The organism is Actinokineospora sp. PR83 (assembly GCF_021056305.1).
Classification (GTDB): Bacteria; Actinomycetota; Actinomycetes; order Mycobacteriales; family Pseudonocardiaceae; genus Actinokineospora; species Actinokineospora spheciospongiae.
Window position 1 is genome coordinate 30,067 of sequence record NZ_JAJCXD010000043.1, and the last position, 17,657, is coordinate 47,723.

Below are 17,657 nucleotides of genomic sequence, written 5' to 3' on the forward strand. Positions count from 1 at the left end.
GCTTACGACTTGACGTCGGCCCCGGGGACGACAGCGGCGGGTCCACCGTGCTTGCCCGGGGTGGTTCCGGAGGCATTCGGGCGTAGTGCCTGTTTCCCGCGGTTCGAGCCGCCCGGCTTCGGGGACACTGGCCCCGTGGACAGCAACAACGTCACGGGCGACAGCGGCGGCGTGCTCCAAGCGCACTCGGTCCACGCGGGGACCATCAGCTTCGGCGGCGCTGCCCGTGGCCCGGGCTTCGGATCGGCCGAGGCCCCCTGGGCCCGGCTGGCCGGGCAGGTGCACGGCCGCGACGGCATCGTGGCGGACCTGGTGGCGGAAGTCCGATCCGCGCAACCATCAGTGATTGTGCTGCACGCGGGTGGCGGGTACGGCAAGACCACCGTCGCCCTGTCCGTGTGCCGTGCGGTGCGCGATGCCTTCTCCGTCCGGTGGGTCGACGCCTCGACCTCATCGAGCCTGCTGGAGGGACTGCGCGAGGTGGCGCTGGCGGCGGGCGCCGAACCCCGGCGGGTGCGGGAGGCCTGGGACGGGCGGGCATCGGCGCCCGCGGTCCTCTGGGCCGCCTTGAGCACGGCGAGCCCATCCTGGCTCCTCGTCCTCGACAACACCGACGACCTCTCCGTGCTCACCGGCCCCGACGGCCTCATCGACGGTCGAGGCTGGCTGCGCACACCCCCGCCGGGCTGCACCCTGCTCATCACGACCCGCGACGGCCGCCCCGAGCCGTGGCCGGAAAGCGCCGCCCGGCACCGGCTGCACCAACTGCCGGAGCCCGACGGGGCAGCGATGCTCAAGGGGCTGTGCCCGACCGCGGGTGACGACCTGGCCGCGGGCTCGCTCTCCCGCTGCCTGGGCAACCTCCCCCTGGCGTTGTGGCTGGCGGGCAGGTACCTCCGCAACGCGCGGACCATCCCCCTGGTGCCCGGGCTCGACGTCCCCCGCACCTTCGGCGAGTACGAGGCGGCGTGGCGCGACCGGTCGGTGGAACTCACCGACCAGGTGGACAGGTCGGCGGGGCCGCGCGCCCAGCTGAGCAGCGCCTGGGAGATCTCCCTGGAACTGCTGGCCGATCAGGGGCACGAGTACGCCCGCCCGATCCTGCGCCTGCTCTCCTTCTTCTCCCCGGCACCCATCCCGCACGACGTGCTCGACGCACAGGTGCTGGCCGCCGAGCCGGTGTTCCACGGACTGACCGCGCGCACGATGGCGACCACGCTGGCGCGGCTGCGGGGAGCGGGCCTGCTGGGCTCGGTCGGCGGCGGCAAGCTGCCCACCTGCGTCGCCCTGCACCCTGTCATCCGCGACGTCACCCGGGCGCAGCCGGATGTGGCGTCCCACCACTCCGGCTACGGGCTGTCGGTCGCCCGGCTGCTCACCCGGCACGCCGAACACCTCGTCCACGCCGAGCTGACGGACAACGAGGCGTACGCCTCCCTCTTCCTCCTGCACGCCCGCCAATCGCTCCTGGAACAGGTCGACCACAGCCCCGCCTCCTGCGCGGTCACCGCGGCACTGCTCGATGCCATCGCCTGCATCGTCGAGAACGGGGAGCAGGGAAGTGGGAACGCCGAAGTGCTCAGGAAGGGCGCGCGGAGGATCCGGACGCTCGTCGCCGGTTCCGGCGGAAAATGAGAAGCCCGCCCGGTGTGGTCGCCGGGCGGGCTTCTTTTTGCGCAATCGGGGTTACACGCCCGCGAGCTTCTTGTCGGACTCCGCTTCCGGCGTGACGTCGGACTCGGGGGCCGCAGCGGCGTGTTCGTCGTGCTTCTCCAGCTTGTCGAAGCCCAGTTTGCTGTGCAGGGCGCGCAGCGGCTTCGGGGATCACCAGGCGAACTCGCCCAGCAGGCCCATCAAGGACGGGACCAGCATCGCCCGGACGATGGTGGCGTCGATCAGGACCGCCAGGGTGGCGCCGAAACCCAGTTCCGCGATCAGGGTGATGCGGGAGAACATCAGCGCGCCCACGGCGATGCAGAACAGGACCGCCGCCGAGGTGCCCATGCGGCCGGTGCGCTCGATGCCCAGGGCCACCGCCTCGCGGTCACCGACACCGTTGTCGCGGGCTTCCTCGACCCGGCCGAGGAGGAAGGGGGTGTAGTCGGTGGAGAGGCCGAACGCCAGGGCGAAGAGCAGGATCAGCACCGACAGGGCGGTGAACAGGCCGCCGCGGCGCATGACGGCGGTGGCGACGCGGTACCAGCGGCCCTGTTCGTCCGCGCGCTCGGCGCCGCGCTGCCAGGGCTTCGGCGCCAGGGAGTTGACGCGGTGGCCCAGGGCGGGCAGCACCAGCAGCGCGAACACCGCCGCCGACACCACGGTCATGACGCCCGCGAGGCCCGTGGAGCGCAGGTAGGACCGGGGGAAGATCGTCAGGGTGGCCAGGGCCGCCGCGACGGTCGGGGAGCTGAACGCGACGGTGCGGCCCGCGATGTTCACGGTGCGGCGCAGGGCATCCGCCGTCGAGTGGCTCTGGGCGAGTTCCTCGCGGAAGCGGGAGACGATGAGCAGGCTGAAGTCGATGGACAGACCCAGGCCCAGCCAGCGCCCCACCCTGGTCTGCTTCCACCACGCGGGCGGCACGGCGTCCACGTTCCGCGACTGGCGCAAGAACGCCCCCGACGACTTCGACATCCACCCGGTGCAGCTACCCGGGCGGGAGAGCCGCATCGCCGAACCCCGCCACACCGACCTCGACACCCTCGTCGAGTCGCTGTTACCGGAGCTGGAACCCGTCCTGGCGAGTCCACACGTCCTTTTGGACACAGCATGGGCCCTCATCGCCTACCGCCTCACCCAGCGCAGCCTCGAACTGGGCCTGTGCGACATCGACGGAATGCACCCGGAGTTCCTCCGCCGCCGCTCCCCTGCCGATCCCCCTGCACGCCTTCGGCGCCACCCAGGACCCCCTGGTGACGATGGAGAAACTGGCCGCCTGGAGCGACCACACCGCCGCCGAGTTCGGCCTCACCTTCCTCCCCAGCGGCCACTTCATGGTCACTGGGGAGGACTCCGACCTCCGCGACCAGGTCTTCACCCCCACCCGCCGCCACACCCAGGTCTCCGTCGGCTGACCTGCACGCGTCCGACCCGACTCGCCCACAGGACGAACAGCCGAGTTCCCCCGGCAGCAGCCACCCTTCAGTGGCCTTGAGCTGCGGAATGTGCAAAAATCGCTCCATGCCTCAGCAAAGCGGGTGGTCGCAGGTCGGCAACCGGGTCCGGACAGCGCGCACGCAGTGCGGGATGTCCCAGGACCAGGTCGCCTCCCGGCTCGGCGTCGACCGCACCGCTGTGATGCGCATCGAGTCCGGTGCCCGGAAGGTGTCGGCGCTGGAATTGGGCGCGCTGGCCGAACTGTTCGGCGTTCCACTGGGGTACTTCGTGATGACCCCGCCTGCCGTTGTCGTCTCGCGCCGAGGACCCGAACCCGAGGAGCCCGACGAAGCGGCACGCCAGGTGTGGCGACTCGATGTCGATCTGGACTCGCACGCCCGAGACGTGGCCTGGTTAGCAGGAGGAGGATTCCTCCCTCCTCCCAGGGTGGCGGATTGGGACCTGCCGGGCCGACTCGACCACGACAGGGCGAGGCAACACGCACGCCTGGTCCGACGAGGCGTGGGACGTGAAACCGGTCCACTGGACAACCTGATCGACTTCTGTGCTCACTGGGGTCTGCACCTGTTGGTGGTCGATCGCGATGCCGACGGGGCGAGCATGCAGGTGGAAAACAACCCGGGTGTGGGGGCGGCGGTCATCGGGGGGCGGGTCGACCCCGGCCGCAGGAGGTTCACCGCAGCTCACGAACTCGGCCATCACATCCTGCAAGACCCGTACTCGAATGACGCCGGCCTCGCGGTCAGCAGGGATGAACGAGAGCAGACCATCAACGCGTTCGCCCAGGAACTGCTTCTTCCCCGAGAAGATGTCCGTCAAGAGATGGCAGGCACGGACGACCAGTGGGCTGCTGCGGTCCGCTTGGCCGCGTCTTACCGCGTCTCCTGGTCTGTCGTGGTCCGCTCCGCCGCCGCGCTCGGACTGGTGGATGAGGGTGAAGCACAGAAGCTGCGCGCACGGCAACCGGTCCGGGGCGACTTCCTCGCAGTCGTGGGCGCGGTACCGCAGCCCGACCTCCCGTTGGGGGCGACGTCCTCCCAGTGGAAGAAAGCGGTCCTCAGCGCCTACACCTCGGCGAGCATCACCGGCGCTCGCGCACTGGAGTTGTTGCACGGGGCCGCAACGAGCATCGACGAATTGCCTGTGCGCAACGAGGCGGACGTCATCCCGTGACCGTGCTCGTGTGGGACACTTCTCCGTTGATGCACGCGGCACTCGCCGAACGCCTCGACGTTCTGGCGGATTACGCCAGAGGGACACCCGGGCGAGAGTGGCGAAACGTGGTGACCGGGCCGGTGGTCAAGGAACTCGCGCGCAACCGGATCGAGCCCGACCTATCGTGGCTGGAGATCGTACAACTCGACGAATTGGACGAACTGACCGCTCTCGTCCGGTGGGCCCAACTCCTCGGTGTCAACACGAAAACTGGTCTCAACCTCGGGGAAACCAGCGTCTGCGCTTGGGCGGAGATCCATGGTGCCACTGCGATCATCGACGACGCGGACGCGCGAAAAGTCGCGAAAACATCGGGCATCCTCGTCCACGGAAGCCTGTGGGTCATTGCCACTGCTGTCCGGGACAGCGGGCGCGGAGAGACCACCGCCGACAACTTCGTCCGATCGCTGATCGACTCGGGCATGCGCTACCCCAAGATGCCCGACGGGTTTTGCGCATGGGCGCGGCAGAACACACTGCTATGACGTCGGTACCGCCGGTGCACATCACCATCAGCTCACCCGGCACCGCCCTGAGCCCGCGCAACTCCACCACCGCCCTCGAAAGCCCGCTTCGCCACCTCACTGTCCTCACCGCACTGTCCTCACCACGCCAACCGTTGTTCTCAGCAGCCACCATGCAGCCGTCCACCTCCGGTCGGCCGACCCTGCCCCCACCCGCTGGTGTTGAGCGCGGGGTTCGGGCTGGTCAGTGGTGATCGGCGTAGAGCTGGGGCAGGAACGAGGCGAGGTGGTTCATCTCCCGGCCGCAGTGCTCCATGAGGCTGCGGCCGAACTCGGCGGTGAACGGCAGCGGTTGCGCCAGGGCCGGGCCCTCCCCGCGGTTGTGGGCGGCGAGGGCGGCGCGGAGGTCGACCGGGTTCACGCCCGGGAGGTTGAGGTAGAAGCGCGAGCGCATCTCGGCGCCGCCCGGTGCCGGGCGGACCTGGTGGGACAGGTAGCCGAGGGAGACCGGGAGCTGGGCGCTGGCGACCCGGCCGTGGATGACGGTGGTGGTGTCGGAGGTGCGCAGGCCCGCTTCGGCCGGGTCCAGGAAGGTGATCGCCAGTTGTTCGAGCTGACCGCCGATGAACTCGTCGACGAAGCTGGTGTTGCCCACGTAGCGCTGGCGGTCGGTGAGGCCGGGCGCTGTGGTCGTGTCGTGCAGCAGGGCCGCGTAGGCGTGGGCGTCGGGGTGCCACAGCCGGTAGCGGGCGGACTCGGCGGAGTGCCAGCCGAACCACCAGTCCCACATGGCGGCGGTGACGCCGGGCATGGTGGTCAGGGCCGCCGCCCACACGGTGCGGCCGTCGGCGAGGGTGCCGTAGCCGGTTTCCACCGGTGAGTACCCGGTGCGGTTGAGGTCGTCGGCGAGCCGGTCGAAGGCGGGGATGCGGTCGGCGGGCACGGGGTCGCCGAAGTAGGCGTCGGCGACGTGCTGCTGCGCGGGCAGCGTCGAGGGGCGCATGTACTTGGCGTAGGGCTTCGCCCGGTCGGCGGGCTTGTAGCCGAGGTACCTGGGTTCGTCCACGTCGATGGTCGAGGGCAGCCCGGAACCCGGCGCGGCCGTGGCGGCTTGGGCGGGGCTGACGGCCACCCCGGTGCCCGCGACCAGCGCCCCCGCCGTGGCGGTGCGCAGCAGAGTCCGGCGGGTGATCGCCATGCCGACCCCATTCCTCTACAGGTGTAGTAAGTTGTTCCGCGATCAGCTTCGACGGCCGTCGGGGGGATGTCAAGCGCCGTTAGGATCACGCGGTGGCCGGAAAACCCAACGCCGAACGGCGCGCGGCGATCGGGGACGCCGCCCTGCGGGTGCTCGCCCACGGGGGTGGCCGAGCGCTGACCCACCGCGCCGTGGACGCGGAGGCGTCGCTGCCCCCGGGTTCGGTGTCCTACTACGCGCGCACCCGCCAGGCGCTGGTGGCCTGCGCCGCCGAGTCCCTGTTCGCCCAGGACGCCCACGTCGCCGAGGCCGCCCTGGGCCGCGCCGCCGACCCCGCGACCCCCGAACGCGTGGCGCAGGACCTGGGCGCGTTCGTGCGCCTGATGACCGCCGAGCCGCACCGGCACCGCGTCGTGGCGCGCTACGAACTGCTCGCCGAGGCCCAGCGCGCCCCCGAACTCGCCGAGCAGTTCCGCGCCCAGCGGTCGGCCTTCGTCGACCTCGCCCGCCGGGCCCTGCGCCGCGTCGGCGCCCCCGCCACCGGGGGCGACGCGGACGCCTTGGTCAGCACGCTCGACGGCCTCCTGCACCGGCAGGTGATGGCGGTGGCGGAACCACTGCCGGAGGACGCGGTCGAGCGAACCCTGCGGGGCGTGCTCTTCGCGCTCAGCGGCGACGGACCCGGCACCGCGCCGAACCGGACGGGTTGAGCGCAGCACGACCCGCGTTTGCCGCGGAGCACGGATTTGCCGCCGCCGTAAGGGTTTCCCCCGAGTTCGCCGAGTGTCTCAGCCCTCGATCGGGTGAAACCGGAACTCGGTTGGTCCGTCAAACCGTTGTGCCGTAGTGGTTTCTCCTAGTCTGCACGTGTTGCGTAGGGTGCAACTGCGTTCGGTTGTCAGGTGTTCGATCACGACCGCCCCCGGTCGGATGCGTCCCACACCGTAGATCCCCCGTTTCGGCGCACACTCGTCCTTGCGGGGGTGGAAAGGAAGACGTGTCCGGTCAGAGGAAGAACCCGCAGGCGCGCGATCGCACCATCGGCGCGCAGCTCAAGGCCGTCCGGTTGGAGCAGACTTCGCTGAACCTGGAGGCCGCCGCCCAGGCGATCGGGTGGTCGGCGGCGACGCTGAGCCGCACCGAGAACGGGAAGCGGCACATCACCAGTGAGGACGTGGCGATGGTGTTGACCACCTACCGCGTTCCCATGGCGCAGCGGGAGGAGTTGATCGAGAGCGCCCGGTCGGGCGTGCAGGCCGGGTGGTGGTCGCGACCGCTGCCCGGGGTGCTGCCGGACGTGGGCACCCTGGCCAGCTACGAAGCCTCGGCCAACGCGATCACGAACTGGTCATTGAGCTTCATCCCCGGACTCCTGCAAACCGAGCGGTATGCCACGGGCTTGATGACCGATGACCGCGCGGAACCACAGGACGTCGAGATGCGCTGGCTCGCCCGCTTGCGTCGGCAGGAGGTGTTGCCCACGGTCGACTACGTGGCCTTCCTCCACGAGAGCGCACTGCACATGTCCTTCGGCGGCGTAGACGCCTTCCGGGAGCAGTTGGGCCACTTGGCGCAGGCATCCACCCGAGGCCACGCTGTCCGCATCGTGCGCGGGCGCGTGCCGCACCAGTTGTTGCTGCACCCATGGCTCCTACTGCATTTCCCGGACGCGCCTCCGGTGCTCCACGTCGAACTGAACGGAAGCAGTGTTTATCTGCACGATGACGAGGTGGACAGCTATGAGAACATGCGCTCGATGCTCGATCGTATGGCCCTGTCAACTGCGGAAAGCCGCAGTATGATCGAGCAACTACGAGAAAGGTTGTGATCATGGAGTGGCGCAAGTCATCCCGCTCGGGCAACACCAGTGACTGTGTCGAGCTGCGGCAGGATCTCGCAGCCGTCCGGGACAGCAAGCGCCCCGGCGTCACCCTCCCGGTCACCCGCACCGCCGTCCGCGAGCTGATCGCCCAGCTCAGCCGCTGAGCCGCGCTTCACAGGGGGCCACCGCACCGCGGTGGCCCCCTCCGGGCGGTTGCCGTTCGGGCGCCTGATCTGGGTCGATAGACTCGGCCGTGTGAGTGACGAGCAAGACAGCTTCCACGACGACCTGCCCGAACAACTGCGCATCCGGCGGGAGAAGCTGGACCGGCTGCGCGCCGCCGGGGTCGACCCCTACCCGGTCGGCTACCCGCGCACGGCCACCATCGGCGAGGTCCGCGAGAAACACGGGCACCTCGACCCCGACCAGGCCACGGGGCAGCAGGTGGCTCTCACCGGGCGCATCATGCTGTACCGGACCGGGGGCAAGCTGTGCTTCGCCACGATCAAGGACGACTCCGGTTCGATCCAGATCATGCTCTCCCTGGACAAGGTCGGCCAGGAGTCGCTGGACGCGTGGAAGGGCGACGTCGACCTGGGTGACCACGTCGGGGTCACCGGCGAGGTCATCACCTCCAAGCGCGGTGAGCTGTCGATCATGGCCGAGAGCTGGGCGCTGACCGCCAAGTGCCTGCACCCGCTGCCGGAGAAGCACAAGGGCCTGACCGACCCGGAGGCGCGGGTCCGGCAGCGCTACGTGGACCTGATCGTCAACCCCGAGGCCAGGCAGATGGTCCAGCAGCGCGCCGCCGCGGTGCAGGCCATCCGGTCCGGGCTGCTCGAACGCGGGTTCCTGGAAGTGGAAACCCCGATGTTGCAGCAGGTCCACGGCGGGGCGACGGCGCGGCCGTTCTCGACCCACATCAACGCCTACGACCTCGACCTGTACCTGCGGATCGCGCCGGAGCTGTACCTCAAGCGGCTGGTGGTCGGCGGGATCGAGAAGGTCTTCGAACTCAACCGCAACTTCCGCAACGAGGGCGCCGACTCCACGCACAACCCCGAGTTCACCATGCTGGAGTGGTACCAGGCCTACGGCGACTACAACACCGGCATGGCCCTGATGCAGGACCTCATCCGGCGGGCCGCCACCGCGGTGTTCGGCGACACGGTCGTGCGCAACCCCAAGCACGGCGACATCGACCTGGGCGGCGAGTGGCCGTCGATCACGCTCCACGGCTCGGTGTCCGACGCCCTCGGCGCGGAGGTCAACTCCCGGACACCCGTCGAGCGGCTGCGCGAGCACGCCGATTCCCGGGAGATCACCTGGGACCCCGCCTGGGGGCCGGGCAAGCTGGTCGAGCACCTGTTCGAGGAACTGGTCGAGCACACCCTGATCCAGCCGACCTTCGTGCGCGACTTCCCGGTGGACACCAGCCCGCTCACCCGCCAGCACCGCGACGACCCGCTGCTGACCGAGAAGTGGGACCTCATCGGGTTCGGCATGGAACTCGGGACCTGCTACTCGGAGTTGGTCGACCCCGTCGAGCAGCGCCGTCGGCTCACGGAGCAGTCCCTGCTCGCGTCCGGTGGCGACCCCGAGGCCATGCAGCTCGACGAGGACTTCCTGCGCGCGCTGGAGTACGGCATGCCGCCCACCTCGGGCGCCGGGCTCGGCATCGACCGCCTGATCATGGCCTTCACCGGGAAGGGCATCCGGGACACGATCCTGTTCCCGATGGTCAAACCCGTCTGAGCGCGGGGCGGCTCCCGGCCGCAGTGGACAGAGGGCACCGGTACCGGTGTCCTCGTCCCGCACCGCCACGGGGCCGCCCCGGATCGCCATCGGCCGATCTGTCACACCCGCCAGGCGACCACGCGGGCCCGCGTCAGAGGAACACCGCGGCGAGCCTCGGGTAGCGGGCGCGCATCTCCGCGTCGTCGCCGAAGTCCCAGCCCTCGCCGAGGGCGGGGTACCGGACTCCCTGGCGCATCGGCAGATCCTCCCCGGTCAACGCCCGGTAGGCCGTCCACGCCGCGTCCAGCACGCCCTCGTCGAACGCCGAGTCCACGCCGTCGGCGCCCACCACGTCGGCGAGCGAATCCGGGTCCGCCACCGCGTTCTCGAACACCTCGCGCCCGAGCGCCACCAACTGGCCGCGGAAGCAGTCGAACCCTTCGTCGGAGCACCCGCCGGTGATCAGGTGCGCCGCGCCCCACAGCGCCCAGGTGCAGCCGGTCGCCGAGATCCGCCGGAAGGCGAGGTCGGCCGCCACCACCTCGGCGGGCGACAGCCCGCGCAACACCCCCACCACCGACCCCGACACGTCGCCGGGGTCCGCCTCCCGGGCCCGCTCCACCAGTGCCCAGTACTGCTCGTCGTCCATGCAGGCGCACGATAGCGACGACCACGTGGTGCGATCGCCGCCCACCTCCGGTCCCTCACCCTGACCGACCATCATCCACACGCAGCAGACCCGCGGACCAACCGCTTGCAGGACACTCCCTAGTCCTCGCGGTCGGCGGCGGCGCGGGCGAGGACCTCCTCGGCGGTCAGCGCGCTCTTGGGGTGGTGGCTCAGGCACAGCGGGGTGGCGAGCTTGCGGAACGCGGTGCCCTCGCCCGCCGCGTAGAACTGGCCCGCGCCGAGCCGGGAGATGTCCAGGACCCCGCTGGCCTTGGCCCGCGCGTACTCCTTGGCCACCTCGATCTGGGTGGGGCTGTTGAGGAAGCCGTAGAACTGGGTGGCGGCATTGCCCGCGATGCGGTTGTGGATGCCGCGCGGGGCCTGCGTGGCGAAGACCAGCCCGAGCCCGTACTTGCGGGCCTGCGCGGCCAGGGCGATGGTGCTCTCGGTGCACGCGGTCATCCGCCCGGACGGCGCCAGGGTCTGCGCCTCGTCCATCACGAACAGCCCGCCCAGCGGCCGGTCGCCCGCCGGGTTGCGCTTGATCCAGGCGAACAGGGCCATCTGCAACTGGTTGACGAAGCCCTGCCGCTGCTCGTTCGTCGGCAGCCCGATGAAGCTGATCACCGACACCCTGGCCCGCTTGCCCGGCGGCGGGGTCAGCAGGACACCGGGGTCCAGGGCGGTGCCGGAACCGCCGAACATCGAGTCGTTGATCATCTCGGCGGTGAGCGTGTCGGCCATGTCCGCGGCCATGCCGGTGGCCTTGTTCAGCGACGTGACGTCCTCGGGCAGGTCGCCGAGCAGGGTCAGGAACGCCTTGAGCCCGAACCCGCCGTTCTCGGCGAAGTGGGAGAGCGCCTCGCGCAGCACCGCCCGCCCGCGCTCGGCCTTGGCGGTCCCGCCGTCCACCCGGGCCCGGGGGGCCAGCGCGGACACGGCGGTGTCCAGGGCCAGGGCGAACTCGTCGGCGTCGTCCAGGACGGCGGCGAAGTCGGGCAGCGGTTGGAAGGTCAGCGGGCGGCCGAGGCTGCGCCGGGGCGTCCAGACGACCACGTCGGTGTTGGCGAGGTAGTCCTCGGCCCTGGCGGCGTCACCGGGCCCCCAGCCCTCCGGCGGCGTCGGCCAGGCGTCGCCCAACCGGGCCAGGTCGTTGTTGGGGTCGAGCACGATGCTCGACACCCCGCGCAGGGCGCACTCCTCGATCAGCCTGCGCAGCAGCACGGTCTTGCCGGACCCCGACCCGGCGAACACGACGGCGTGCTTGCGCAGCGCCTCCAACGGCAGGTCCACGCTCTCGCCGGTCTCGATCGCCGTCCCCACGGACAGCACCGCCGCCGAGTCCCCCGCCGCCTGCGCCGCGGCTTCCCCTCCCGGGCCTGCTCCCCCGCCGATGTCGCCTGCTCCGGCCAAGCCGGGCTGCTCTCCCGGGCCGGGCTGGTCTCCCGGGCCGGATCGGTCTCCCGAGCGGGCCGCCCTTCCCTGAGCGGGAGCCACTTCCGAACCGGGGTCCGGTTCCGGAGCGAGTCCGGGGTGGTCGCGGCTGCCGTCCGGGTCGTGGCTCGGCCAGCCGAACTCGGCCGACCCCGGCTCCGGCAGCGGTTCCGGTTCCGGGGTGGGCGGCGGTGCGGGTTCCGATCCCGGCGCGGGGTCGCCGAACACCGCGCGCAGCAGCGCGGTGTTCCCCGCGGGCCGCCGCAGCCGGGTCCACGCGTGCAACCCGGGCGGGTTCAGCTTCCGCAGCGCGCCGAGTGCGGCGAACACCCGCAGGTCCCCGACGTCCACCGGCAGCACGACCCCACCGGCCTTGGTGAACTCCGCGATCCTGGCCTCGGTCACCGGTCCGGTGCGCCAGGTGCCGGGCTTGAGCAGGTAGACCTTGCGCTTGGGCACGGCCGGGTCCAGGCCGCCGACGTCCCAGGCCCGGTTGAGCCGGGCGAGGACCGCGTTGGCCTGCGTGGCGGCGATCGAGCGGAAGGACCAGTGCACCTGGTCCTCGGTCTCCACGTCGATCGTCTTGCGCAGCCTGGCGTGCAGGGCGGGCTTGCTCCCCGTCGACCCGTCGACGGAGTAGGACTGGCGGTCGGTGTCCTGCTCGTCGACCCAGAACTCCAACCCCATGCCCAACAGTGCGGTCATCTCGACGTTCTCGGTGCGGCCGTCGAGGGCGGCGGTGACGTCGGCGTCGGTGACCAGCGCGGCGAACCGGGTGTCCAGGGCGGCGACCTCGGCGGCCCCGGCGGGCGGCGGCGGCGCGGGCTCCACCGGCGCCGTCGGCGTGGCGTCGCCGAGGTCGGCCAGCGGCACGAACCGGTCGATGGCCTGGCACGCCTTGACGTGCCGGTGGATGCGTTGCAGCAGCCCGCGCGGGGTGAACCGGGGCGCCTCGGCGAACGCCTCGGGCACCACCGGCCAGGTCGGGTACGGCGGGGTGAAGTCGGGCAGCACCTCGAACCGGGGCGCGAAGTGCGCGGCGACGAGCGCCCGGCCCACCTCGGCGGAGGGGATGCGGTCGAGGCGCGGCGCCACGTGGAAGCGGTCCTCGACGCTGTGCACGCCGTTGGCGCGGATCAGCTCCCACGACCGGGGCAGGCAGCTCACCACGGTGACGGTGCGCGGCATGACCTCGCGCAGCTCCATCAGCCCGCCGCCCAGTTGCCCGGCCAGCTCCCCGCGCTCGACCCCCACCGCGCCGTCCGCGCCGGGGTCGGAACCGTCGATGATCGAGTCGATCTGGTCCACCGCGAGCAGGATCGGCCCGGTGACCGCCATCAGCGACGACAGCCCGCGCAGCACCGCGTCCGGCGGCGGCGGCTCCGGCAGCGCGCCCCACGGCGACAGCTCCGCACCGGGCAGCACCGTGGAGGTCAGGAACGCCTCCCCCTCGTCCTGGGCCACCGGGTCGGCGGCGGCGAACAGCAGCAGCGCCCGCAGGATGTGCCTGCACTCGGCACCCAGGCGGCGGTCGGCGCGGCGCAGCGCGTGCACGAACTCGTCGAGCGCGGCCGGGTCCGGGGTGGGGGCCTCGACGATCCGCCCGACCACCCCGTCCGGGACGCAGACGTGCCAGGCGAGCCGGTCGACCAGCTCGAACAGCGGGTACTTGCCGGTGGCGGAGCACTTGCGCAGGTCGTCCAGCACGGAACTGACGATGTTCTGCCAGAAGTCCTTCTTCTGCTGGAGGTGCACGAGGACGAAGTAGCCGCCCGCGCGCTGCACCCGCTCCCGCAACCAGCGGATCATGTGGGTCTTGCCCGCGCCGTTCTGCCCGACCATCACGACCCCGACCTGACCACCGCCGCCGGAGTCGCGGTGCGCCGCGTCGAACGCGGACAGCACCGTGTTCGCCACCAGGTCGTTGAGGCCGTCGACGTGGGTGCGCAGCGGCTGCCACACGTCCTCGCGGGTCGGCGACCAGTTGACCTGCAACGCCGCGAGTGCCGCGCGCTCGGCCCCGTTCACGGCACCGGGTGGGGTGCCGCCGCCGACGGGGTGATGCAGAGCCGGTGCTTGTCCTCGCCACCGATGCGGATGGCCGCTGCCCGCTCCCGCGCCGAGAGCGACCTCTGGTCGTCCTCGGGGACCAGGTACACCCCGGGCAGCAGGTCCAAGCGCAGCAGCGCCTTGTCGACTTCCTCGCGGGACAGGTCGGCGAGGGCGGTGCGGACCTGGTCGAGGTTCACCAACGCCTCCGGCTCCGCCGCCAAGTCCAGGTAGGCCGCGCGAATCCGGTCGTCGACCGCGGGGAGTTCCGGCTCCTGCGCGCGGGTGACCTCGCTGGCGTAGACGTCGGCGATCTGGAAACCGTGGTGGGCCAGGAACCGCGCGATGTCGTTGAGCACCGGGTGCATGAGCCGGTACGCCTTGTCGGCGCCCTTGGGCGCGCGGGCGGAGAGTTCGGTGCCGCACCGCTTCCACCCCGCCTCGGTCAGCTCGTGGAGGAACGGCCGCCCCGGCCCCGTCGCCCGCCGACAGGTGACGTACCCCAGCTCCACCAGCCGATCCCGCGCCTTGGCGTCGATGGTGAACCCGAATTCCTCGGCGATCCGGGAGTTGGGCACCTCCTCGACGAAGTGCATCAGCACCCACAGGGCTGTGCGTTCCGGGACCGAGAGATCGACATCCGCCATCACAGAGCTGTTCATCGCTCCCAGTCCAACACCGTTACCCGTACGGGCCAATGCCAAAAACCGGTCAATTGCCGGACACGCGACCCGTTCGCACCTGCCAGGGACTGGCTGCTGACACATTGTCGCATGCATATGCCTGCACCTATCCTCGGCCGGACCCGAGGAGGAACCGTGTCCGCCCTGGCCGACCGCACGTACCGGAACCTGTTCACCGCCCAGGTCGTCGCCCTGCTCGGCACCGGCCTGGCGACCGTGGCACTCGGCCTGCTGGCCCACGAACTGGCCGGGGCGGGAGCCGGGGTGGTGCTCGGCGGGGTGCTGGCGGTGAAGATGGTCGCCAACGTCGTCGTCGCCCCGGTGGCCGCCGCGGTGGTGACCCGCCTGCCGCGGCGGGCGCTGCTGGTGTCCCTGGACCTGGTGCGGGCGGCGGTGGCGCTGTGCCTGCCGTGGGTGGGCGCGGTGTGGCAGGTGGTGGTGCTGGTCGTGGCGCTGCAGGTGGCGTCGGCGGCGTTCACCCCCGCCTTCCAGGCCACGATCCCCCTGGTGCTGACCGACGAACGCGACTACACCCGGGCGCTGTCGCTGTCGCGGCTCGCGTACGACCTGGAAGGCGTGCTCAGCCCGGTGCTGGCAGCGGCGCTGCTCGCGGTGGTCAGCTTCTCCGGGTTGTTCGCCGGGACCGCGGTGGGGTTCTGCGCCTCGGCCGCGCTGGTGGCGGCGGTGCGCCTGCCCGCGGGCGCGGTGGACCGGACGACGCGGTTCGCCGAACGGACGCTGTTCGGGATCCGGGCCTACGTGCGCACACCACGGCTGCGGGCGCAGCTCGGCCTCAACCTGGCCGCGTCGGCGGCGGGAGCGGTGGTCATCGTCAACACCGTGGTCATCGTGCGCGACGACCTCGGGCTGGGGAACCCGGCGGTCGCGGTGGCGCTGGGGGCGTTCGGGGCGGGGTCGATGGCGGCGGCGCTGCTGCTGCCCCGCTTCCTCGACCGGCTGCCGGAGCGCACGGTGATGACCGGGGCCGCGGTGGGGGTGGTCGCGGTGCTGGCGGCCGGGGCCTGCCTGTTCGCGGCGGTGGGGGCGCGGTGGGGGCTGCTGCTCGGGCTGTGGCCGCTGCTCGGGGCGGCCCACTCGGCGGTGCTGACCCCGGTGGGGCGGCTGATCCGGGCGTCCGCGCGGGCGGAGGGCCTGCCCGCGCTGTTCGCCGCCCAGTACGCCCTCTCCCACGCGGAGTGGCTGGTGACCTACCTGCTGGCGGGCGTCCTCGGCGCCACCCTCGGCACCCCGGCCACCCTGGCCTGCCTGGCCGCCGTCGCCGCCGCGGGCCTGGCCCACGGCACCGCCACCTGGCCCGCCGCCGACCCCCGCCCCCTCGACCACCACCACGACGACCTGCCCGCCGACCACCCGCACCTCACCGGCGCGGTCCGCACCGGCACCGGCTGGCGGCACCGCCACGAGTACGTCATCGACACCGCCCACCGCCGCAGGCCCACCACCACCCACTGATCCGGCGCCGCCCACCCGGGTCACCGTCCACCGGAAGCGGGATGCCCGATTCGAAGGAATTCGGCCAAGCCGAACCATCCGGGTGACAGTTCCCCGAATGCGCACCCCCTTGCGGGTAGGCCGTCACGCACTGCGAAATGGGACCTTGTACCTCATCCTTCCGAGGCGGAGACCCGGAAAATCCCGTTTGAAACCCACACGCTCAGCGCAGCCCGGCCGGATGATCCACTCGTCGGCGGACGTGCTTCTTGGTAGGTCTTGGACAGCGATCCCGACCACCGAGAAAGGCCCGCCACATGAGTCGTAAGGCCACCCGGCTCGCCGCCGCACTCGCCGCCGCGACCGTCGTGTCCCTGGCCGGTGTCTCCGTCGCGCTCGCCACGGCAGCGCCCGAGGACCCGATCCCCACGGCATTCGACCGCGCCGCGCCGACGTCCAGCTCCACCCCACCGTCGTCGTTCCCGCCGAGCTGCACCACCTCCACCCAACCGTCCGATGACGACGACGAGGACGACGAGGACACCCGGATGGGCGCGGTGGCCGAAGAGCCTGCCCCGGTCCGGCTCACCGAGCGCCCACGAGCGGCCGACGTCGAACGGGCGGAGCCCACCGAGGAACCGAGCGAGACCTCGTCCTCGGAGGCGCCGTGCCCGTCCTCCACCACCAGGCCCACCAGCACGGAGGACCGTGCCGGGTGAACACCGGCTAGCGCCCCGGACACCGCTCGGGGAGACCGAGACGCTTCCGGCCCACAGCGGCCGGTCGGGCGGAGCCACCAGCACTCCGCCCGACCGGCCGCTGCGCTGTCCACCCGGAACTCGACACCCCCCGCTCCCACGGCAGATCGCCGCGCGTGCAATCCCGGCCTGGTCGCGCGCATCGTCCACCGCGCCGCGACCGGGTGAGCGCTCAGCCGCGCCCGAGTGCGTCGCCCGCCGCGCGGGAGCGGGCCGCCGGGTCCGGTGGGGGGACGACGGTGACGCCCGCGCCGGTCAGGATGTCCAGGTCCAGCGACCAGTGGGTGCGCGACCGCTGCTCCCAGGCGGCGAACGCCTCGCGCACGTGCTGTTCGGCCCGCGACCGGGAGAAGCCGGTGACCGCCATGAGGTGCGCGAGCGCCACCCCGTCGGTTCCCCTGACCTGGGCCAGCCCGAAGTGGGTGGTGCGGTGGCAGTCGGTGCACAGGCAGATCAGGCGGCGCAGGGACTGGACCCGGCGGGTGGCGTCGTAGGACCAGCGTTCGTGGACCTCCAGCCGGCGCTGTTCCGCCCTGGCCTCCGGGCGGGCGCAGACCTCGCAGCGCTGCCCGGCGCGTCGGGTGACCATCCGGCGCAGCCGCTCCCAGTCGCGGGGGTCGACGCAGGAGCGGACGTTGGTGAACCAGCACGAACTCGGCACCAGGTCGACGAACAGGCCCGCGCCGAACCCCCGGTCCTCGCCGGGCAGCAGGTCGGGGACGTCGGGCAGCGCCTCCCAGCGGCTCAGGCCCGGCACCCCGGCGCGCGGGGCGTACCACCGCTTGGCCGCCGGGTCCCACCGCGCGCCCGCGGACTTCGCCTCGTCCTTGTCGCGGTAGGGCACGTCCAGCCAGACGCGTTCAGCCAACGCCGCTGCCTCCCGTGGTGTGCCGACCGCACCCCAGGTCAGCCGGCGCCCGCGCGGTGGGGATGTCCGCGGGGGTGCCTGCCCGCACCCCCCTCGGGCAGAAACCCCCGCGGACCGCGCCCGTCCACCCACGGAAAGTCCTCGCCACTGACCACACCACAGACCGCGGCCCGACTCCACCGGAATTCAGG

16 protein-coding genes are annotated in these 17,657 nt (G+C 71.7%); 10 read left to right on the forward strand and 6 right to left on the reverse strand.

The genetic code is table 11. The annotated features are described in order from the left end of the window. Positions 1-135: 135 nt before the first annotated feature. Complete coding sequence (locus L6E12_RS16230; protein ID WP_236228756.1) at positions 136-1,635, forward strand: hypothetical protein; 1,500 nt, start codon at positions 136-138, stop codon at positions 1,633-1,635. A 189-nt stretch (positions 1,636-1,824) separates the two neighbouring features. Here the strand turns inward: L6E12_RS16230 and L6E12_RS16235 are convergent, their stop codons facing one another. Next, positions 1,825-2,634 carry an MMPL family transporter gene (locus L6E12_RS16235; RefSeq protein WP_236228757.1) on the reverse strand — a complete coding sequence of 270 codons (810 nt, stop codon included), beginning with the start codon at positions 2,632-2,634 and terminating at the stop codon, positions 1,825-1,827. Here L6E12_RS16235 and L6E12_RS35745 point away from each other — a divergent pair. From L6E12_RS35745 to L6E12_RS16250, 3 genes are read left to right on the forward strand one after another with little or no spacing between them, the layout of a single operon-like run. Then, positions 2,522-3,154 carry a thioesterase II family protein gene (locus L6E12_RS35745; protein ID WP_374201888.1) on the forward strand — a complete coding sequence of 211 codons (633 nt, stop codon included), beginning with the start codon at positions 2,522-2,524 and terminating at the stop codon, positions 3,152-3,154. The genes L6E12_RS16235 and L6E12_RS35745 overlap by 113 nt on opposite strands. A 26-nt stretch (positions 3,155-3,180) precedes the next feature. Beyond that, a complete protein-coding gene (locus L6E12_RS16245) occupies positions 3,181-4,290 on the forward strand; it encodes an ImmA/IrrE family metallo-endopeptidase (RefSeq protein WP_255683230.1) in 1,110 nt (369 codons plus the stop codon). Further along, the gene (locus L6E12_RS16250) at positions 4,287-4,817 is read left to right on the forward strand and encodes a hypothetical protein (RefSeq protein WP_236228760.1); all 531 of its coding nucleotides are present in this window, start codon (positions 4,287-4,289) and stop codon (positions 4,815-4,817) included. Before L6E12_RS16245 ends, L6E12_RS16250 begins: the two co-directional genes overlap by 4 nt. Before the next feature lie 223 nt (positions 4,818-5,040). On the opposite strand, the gene L6E12_RS16255 is transcribed toward L6E12_RS16250, so the two are convergent. Next, positions 5,041-5,994: a DAPG hydrolase family protein gene (locus L6E12_RS16255; RefSeq protein ID WP_236228761.1), complete on the reverse strand. Its 954-nt coding sequence runs from the start codon at positions 5,992-5,994 to the stop codon at positions 5,041-5,043. Between the two features lie 92 nt (positions 5,995-6,086). Here L6E12_RS16255 and L6E12_RS16260 point away from each other — a divergent pair, with 92 nt between their 5' ends. The 4 genes from L6E12_RS16260 to lysX all read left to right on the forward strand — a co-directional run bounded on the left by L6E12_RS16260 (position 6,087) and on the right by lysX (position 9,571). Continuing rightward, the gene (locus L6E12_RS16260) at positions 6,087-6,704 is read left to right on the forward strand and encodes a TetR/AcrR family transcriptional regulator (protein WP_236228762.1); all 618 of its coding nucleotides are present in this window, start codon (positions 6,087-6,089) and stop codon (positions 6,702-6,704) included. A 287-nt stretch (positions 6,705-6,991) separates the two neighbouring features. Then, entirely contained in the window at positions 6,992-7,822 is an 831-nt protein-coding gene (locus L6E12_RS16265) for a helix-turn-helix transcriptional regulator (RefSeq protein WP_236228763.1), read from the forward strand. A 2-nt stretch (positions 7,823-7,824) separates the two neighbouring features. Next, on the forward strand, positions 7,825-7,980 hold the full coding sequence (locus tag L6E12_RS16270; RefSeq protein WP_236228764.1) for a DUF397 domain-containing protein: 156 nt from the start codon (positions 7,825-7,827) through the stop codon (positions 7,978-7,980). A gap of 91 nt (positions 7,981-8,071) precedes the next feature. Further along, on the forward strand, positions 8,072-9,571 hold the full coding sequence (gene lysX, locus L6E12_RS16275) for a bifunctional lysylphosphatidylglycerol synthetase/lysine--tRNA ligase LysX (RefSeq protein WP_236228765.1): 1,500 nt from the start codon (positions 8,072-8,074) through the stop codon (positions 9,569-9,571). Between the two features lie 133 nt (positions 9,572-9,704). On the opposite strand, the gene L6E12_RS16280 is transcribed toward lysX, so the two are convergent. From L6E12_RS16280 to L6E12_RS35115, 3 genes are all read right to left on the reverse strand, one after another. Further along, positions 9,705-10,202, reverse strand: coding sequence for a DUF4240 domain-containing protein (locus L6E12_RS16280; RefSeq protein WP_236228766.1), 498 nt, complete (start codon positions 10,200-10,202; stop codon positions 9,705-9,707). A 119-nt stretch (positions 10,203-10,321) separates the two neighbouring features. Next, entirely contained in the window at positions 10,322-13,684 is a 3,363-nt protein-coding gene (locus L6E12_RS16285) for an ATP-binding protein (protein WP_236228767.1), read from the reverse strand. Continuing rightward, positions 13,681-14,352, reverse strand: a complete 672-nt coding sequence (locus L6E12_RS35115) for a hypothetical protein (RefSeq protein WP_304523888.1) — start codon at positions 14,350-14,352, stop codon at positions 13,681-13,683. The genes L6E12_RS16285 and L6E12_RS35115 overlap by 4 nt, the downstream gene beginning before the upstream one ends. A 132-nt stretch (positions 14,353-14,484) precedes the next feature. On the opposite strand from L6E12_RS35115, the gene L6E12_RS16295 reads away from it, so the two are divergent. Together L6E12_RS16295 and L6E12_RS16300 are read left to right on the forward strand one after the other, a co-directional pair. Continuing rightward, the gene (locus L6E12_RS16295) at positions 14,485-15,861 is read left to right on the forward strand and encodes an MFS transporter (RefSeq protein WP_374201889.1); all 1,377 of its coding nucleotides are present in this window, start codon (positions 14,485-14,487) and stop codon (positions 15,859-15,861) included. A 296-nt stretch (positions 15,862-16,157) separates the two neighbouring features. Next, positions 16,158-16,559, forward strand: a complete 402-nt coding sequence (locus tag L6E12_RS16300) for a hypothetical protein (RefSeq protein ID WP_236228769.1) — start codon at positions 16,158-16,160, stop codon at positions 16,557-16,559. A 211-nt stretch (positions 16,560-16,770) separates the two neighbouring features. Here the strand turns inward: L6E12_RS16300 and L6E12_RS16305 are convergent, their stop codons facing one another. Continuing rightward, a complete protein-coding gene (locus L6E12_RS16305; RefSeq protein ID WP_236228770.1) occupies positions 16,771-17,466 on the reverse strand; it encodes a DUF5710 domain-containing protein in 696 nt (231 codons plus the stop codon). Positions 17,467-17,657 lie beyond the last annotated feature (191 nt).